This is a genomic window from Marseilla massiliensis, assembly GCF_016899855.1.
Classification (GTDB): Bacteria; Bacteroidota; Bacteroidia; order Bacteroidales; family Bacteroidaceae; genus Prevotella.
This window is the reverse complement of sequence record NZ_JACJJG010000156.1, coordinates 1-5,163: the sequence shown is the minus strand read 5'-3', so window position 1 is coordinate 5,163 and position 5,163 is coordinate 1. Positions and strand designations below refer to the sequence as shown.

Annotated in this window: 5 protein-coding genes; 2 read left to right on the top strand and 3 right to left on the bottom strand. The window is 46.0% G+C overall.

The window, feature by feature from the left end; translation table 11 throughout:
* Positions 1–284: 284 nt before the first annotated feature.
* Together H6A34_RS13750 and H6A34_RS13745 are read right to left on the bottom strand one after the other, a co-directional pair.
* Positions 285–725 (bottom strand): lipocalin-like domain-containing protein, encoded by a 441-nt coding sequence (locus H6A34_RS13750; RefSeq protein ID WP_205105981.1) that lies wholly within the window; start codon positions 723–725, stop codon positions 285–287.
* A gap of 13 nt (positions 726–738) precedes the next feature.
* Positions 739–2,310 (bottom strand): capsule assembly Wzi family protein, encoded by a 1,572-nt coding sequence (locus H6A34_RS13745; protein WP_205105980.1) that lies wholly within the window; start codon positions 2,308–2,310, stop codon positions 739–741.
* A gap of 170 nt (positions 2,311–2,480) precedes the next feature.
* Here H6A34_RS13745 and H6A34_RS13740 point away from each other — a divergent pair, with 170 nt between their 5' ends.
* Positions 2,481–3,428, top strand: a complete 948-nt coding sequence (locus H6A34_RS13740) for a hypothetical protein (protein ID WP_205105979.1) — start codon at positions 2,481–2,483, stop codon at positions 3,426–3,428.
* Between the two features lie 260 nt (positions 3,429–3,688).
* Here H6A34_RS13740 and H6A34_RS13735 read toward each other — a convergent pair whose 3' ends face one another.
* On the bottom strand, positions 3,689–4,195 hold the full coding sequence (locus tag H6A34_RS13735; protein WP_205105982.1) for a histidine phosphatase family protein: 507 nt from the start codon (positions 4,193–4,195) through the stop codon (positions 3,689–3,691).
* Between the two features lie 173 nt (positions 4,196–4,368).
* Here H6A34_RS13735 and H6A34_RS13730 point away from each other — a divergent pair, with 173 nt between their 5' ends.
* Entirely contained in the window at positions 4,369–4,956 is a 588-nt protein-coding gene (locus H6A34_RS13730; RefSeq protein ID WP_205105978.1) for an HdeD family acid-resistance protein, read from the top strand.
* The last annotated feature ends 207 nt before the right edge of the window (positions 4,957–5,163 follow it).

The following is a 5,163-nucleotide window of genomic DNA, read 5'->3' as shown; positions in this document are numbered from 1 at the left end:
CTGTTCATCGTTTTTTGTTTTTTTGTTCAACTGCAAATATACGATTTTTACAGCGACTTCCTTTATCTTTCACTTTTTATCCAACAGAACTGCGGATGAACCCAAAAGATGGCTTTTGACGATGTAAAACACCATCTTTTACAAATCAAAATGCCGCCGTTCGCATTATGAAAGACGGCATTCGGAAAATCCCCTGACTATCAATCAATTACAATATCAACACATTCCTCCATGCTAAAAGCCACGCATTCACTTAAAAATGTCACACTCCTACTAATCATTACTTAAAGTTTTCTGAAGCCAAGGCGCAAAGTGGGCGAGCACAACACCATCTTTCCTCCACCAAGCGCCTCTACAGTAAAGGTTTCTTCTAACGAATTGACACCAAACGGAGCCAACAACGAAACGTCTGTCAACTGTATATCGCCATCCTCACGATCATAAATGTAAGGATCATAAACTCGCAACGAATTTCCCGAATGCTCAAAACGCAACAATAGACTTTGGTTATTACCATTATAATCATCAAACTGAAGCAGTTTGTATTGAAACGACCAATAAATCTTCTTGCCTGACATATCCGCCGAATTACCTGTTGCCAACGTATCTACAGAAGCCAGGCGCCACATTCCGTCAAGGTCTTTATTGTCCGAAGTCTCAAGCTCGCAAGAACTTAAGGCCACGGCCATGACTACAACCCAAATTATATGAAAATAATGTCTCATGATTCTTTCTGTTCTAAAAATTCAACAAGCCACATTTAGACACTGTCACTTGAAATCCATAATTGTCACCAAGAATAGCACCGAGGTCCATGCCATAACCGCCTTTCACTTTCCAGCCATTGAGAAGTTTTCCGCCGAATGCGTATTCACCTTCAAACAATAGACTAAAATTATTCCTTTTATTTTCGTAAGGTTCGTCATAAGTACCAAGCCCTTCCTGCCATGACGCAAGCACACGATACATGAAACGTGGAAACGGGCGGCCGTCAATGCCTAAATGAAAAGCCATGAAGCGGTTATCCTTCACCATTATCGTTCCGTCTTCATTATATATCGGCGAACGATATAAAGGGTTACCGATAACCTGCCCCCAATGTTGCCATCCTGTATATATAGAGTGGTTATAGAAATTATCACGACCTCCGATGTGGTCTGAAATCGTGTTCGTATGGTCATGATAAATCGGGCCGCTTTGGTATTTTGAGTAGATATACTCAAACACGACATCATTTATCCATCTGTCATACTTGATGTTTAGTTCCATACCGAGCATTATGTCCTTGAAATCATAAAGCACGTAACGGCTCTTTTTCTTTTCATCCCATTCTTCACCCTGCCCGTATCCGTCATAATCAAGCTGGAACATTGCCGAATGGTCTTCAAAATACTTGTCTGCGTAAACGCTAAACCGCCACATGTCCGTATCCCAATTCATACGTATAAGCCAACTTCCAACATGATTTCCTTCTACATTTTGATATGTCGTTTCCCCTGTATCATACCCTCCGGGTACAAATGCATTCCAGTAAGCGCCCAAACCTGTATCGCCCTTCAATACCGTCATACCACCTTTACCGTCGGGACGATAAGCCGTACCGCCGAACGTAGCGGCCATCTCAAGACCGAGTTCGAGTGAGAACGGACAGAAAACGTCCTCATTGCCGATTTTCAAATAGCCGGCCTTACTGTGGAACAACACATCATCTGCATACTTGTTTTTGCGATCGGTGAACTCATGCTGCCATCTGTCGTCCGTCATACGCCCATACGCAATATGTCCTTTCAAGTGCAGCCAACCTTTAGCGAAAGGCAAAGTCCAATACTCAGGAAGCGCGATACGGACCTGTGGAATAGGTCTGGCATTAATTCCTAATGTCTGCGAACCACTGCTCAGCAGATTATTTTTCAGTTCCATAGGATATTCTTTGCTGCCAACTGTCATCACACCATGCAGCCAACGGCCTTCAACGAACGCCTGTTGTACGACAAAATCGCTCGTGAAATTGTACGGAACGGCAACATCCAGCCCATAGCCCATCCCCCATCGCCGGGCGGAATCGGTGCGTAAAGGACGGAACACGCCTGCACGCAGGTAGCCATTCGTATTATCCAACGAACTCAAGCCATACTTATTGGCGTTAAGCCACAAAGGAGTACGGCCTTCGGAAAACGTTGACTGCATCTCTATATCATACTCAAGCCCTTTTGCCAAAGGTATGTAACCTTTCTTGTCTTCATCGAAGTCTTGGGCAAAAAGCGGCATGACTATTTGCAATAAAAACAAGACCAGAAAATAAATCTTCATAAACAAAACTTTTATTTATAACGTACTTACCTTTAAAATATTATAAAGCCGCTAAATCTTGCACGACAATGGCAAATAGGGTTTTCCCCGACATCATTAGGGAAAAACCTTTTACATTAAACGATTTTATGCGTTTCTTTGCATCAAGGAAACGTAAAAACATATTCACCATGAAACGAATAGTTACCATACTGACCGCTATCCTGACCGTTACGGCAACAGCAAGCGCCATGAGTTATGAGAATGCACGTGACCAGGCTCTGTTCCTTACGGACAAGATGGCCTACGAGCTTAACCTAACCGAGGAGCAGTACGACGCCGCCTATGAGATAAACCTCGACTACCTGATGAGCATCAATACCCCGGACGATCTCTACGAGGCATACTGGAGGCAGCGTAATCTTGACCTAAGCTACATACTCCTCGACTGGCAATACCGCGCGTTCTGTGCCGCCACGTACTTTTACAGGCCAATATACTGGACCGCCGGTGTATGGCATTTTGCCGTTTATTCACGATATCCACGCCGCAACTTTTTCTATTTCGGCCGTCCCAACATTTACATAACCTACCGTGGCGGCCACAGCTGGCACCATAACGGGGGGCACAGCTGGTACAAGGGGCGGACGTTCCATCATGGCAACACAGCCAAATGGCATGGCATGAGAGACCGCTATCACCGCGGTGACTACCACAAAGGCGGCCATCATGGCGACAGCCACTACTCCGGATTCCAGGGAAACAGGCCCGGAAGAAATCCGGGCAACAAGCCACAACGCCCCAGGACAGACAAGAAACGCCCCGGAACGGCATTCAAGGGACACCGCAACGGCTTCAGGAACAACCGTGAAAGCAGCACGCGCACAACGGCACGGCCAAGTAACGGGAACAAGAGAGGTTTCAGTTTCGGCGGGAACAGACGTACAACAAGCACAACGACACAACGAAAGCCCAACAATACATTCACTCCGAAACGAGGAACATCAAGACCATCAGTCAACCGCGGTACGGGCTCACGTCCCTCAATGGGAGGCAGCAGGCCAAGCCGTGGCTCATCAAAGTCTACGTCACGCAGAAGTGGCGGTGGCCGTGGAGGTAACTTCGGAGGCAGGAGATAACATTAACGCGACGAAGAAGTTAATGATGTTACGGCATGGATTGCCGTCAACAGAGAGCCGGCGGACAACATGTCTGCCGGCATTTTTTATGCGTTGATAATCAATGTGTTACGTAACGCCATGCTAAAACACGGCAAAACGCGTTGCAATAGACGGCCTTTGACCACATGAAAGGCGGCCTTTGACAAAGCAAAATGCCGCCTTTTACAAATGCATGCATAACGGACCAGCAGACCGCATACCACAGAAACGGGAGCAGTTCATAAATCAAGTACCCTCACCTCAGCATTCCGCATGGGAGGGATATCTTTCATCTCCTTACCATAAAACACGGACTGGATCGCCTTGTTTATTATTCCATGGCCTACGGCCAACACCGTCTCAGACGGATATTGTGACCTTATATATTCCAAAAAACGTCCGGCACGCTCCTTCAAAGCGTCAACCGACTCAATATCGTCAGGCCATGCTGCATCTTTCAGGTCCGGAATATACCTGCCGGTAAAGCCGCCCCAATCACGCTCACGCAATAACTTGGTCGTAACGACACCGCAGCCATGAGGCCTTGCGATAATCACGCACGTATCCACAGCACGCCGCAAGTCGCTGGAAACAAACGCATCTATCTTTTTATCCGCCATCTCACGGGCCACGACATGCGCCTGCTCACGACCGTTATCGGTAAGCATTCCTTGCGTCTGTCCCTGCATAATGCGGTTTACATTGTCTACCGTCTCTCCATGACGGACAAGATATAGTCTGGTCATAAACATCCCGTAATCTATCAATAAACAACCGTTGACAAGGCCATCGGCAGCAATGCCAATGCCGACAACAGTCTGCATATATCCTTGATCATTAATGCAAAAGTAATAAAAATACTTGCTTCATACCTCAAAAATCACTACTTTTGCATACAAACCATCATGCTTTGACTACCATGAAGATATTAAGAAGCTCTTTATTCCGCGCGGTTTGCGCCATCATAACCGGCATTTTACTCATCAACAATCCCGATAACACAGTACGTGGAATAACCATCGCCATCGGTATAATGTTCCTTATTTCGGGCGTAATATCATGTGCCACCTACATTAGCGCACGCAAAAGCCCTACAAATACCGAGCTGTATGACAGCAACGGACGACTCCTGTTGCCGGCACGGCCGCCATTTCCCATTGTCGGCATTGGCAGCATACTTCTCGGATTAATCCTTGTCGTCATACCTGACGTATTCGTTACTTCATTGATGTATGTCCTCGGGGCTCTCCTGATACTCGGAGCCGTCAACCAGTTCATGACCCTGTCCAGCGTGAGACGCATGTTCCGAGTGCCCATTTGGTTCTGGCTTGGACCGTCACTAATACTCATAGCCGGCCTGCTTGTCATCATCAAGCCGATGGAGACGGCCGCATTGCCTCTGCTGATAATAGGCTGGTGCTTATTGCTTTATGGCGTTACCGAATGCATCAATTCGTTCAAGATATATAAGGAAACGAAAAAGGCAAGGGAGATTTATAAAAAATAAGGAGTTAAAGGAGTTGGAGAAGTTAAAGTAGTTAAAGACAATTGCATTGCAAATAACTGATATAAGATACACATATAACGTGTTTAAGTTGCAATGCAATTGTCTTTAACTACTTTAACTTCTCTAACTACTTTAACTTCAAATACTATTTTACCACCCCTTCGATGTACTTACACAAGATGTCGATACCCGTATGGTTCTCACCTC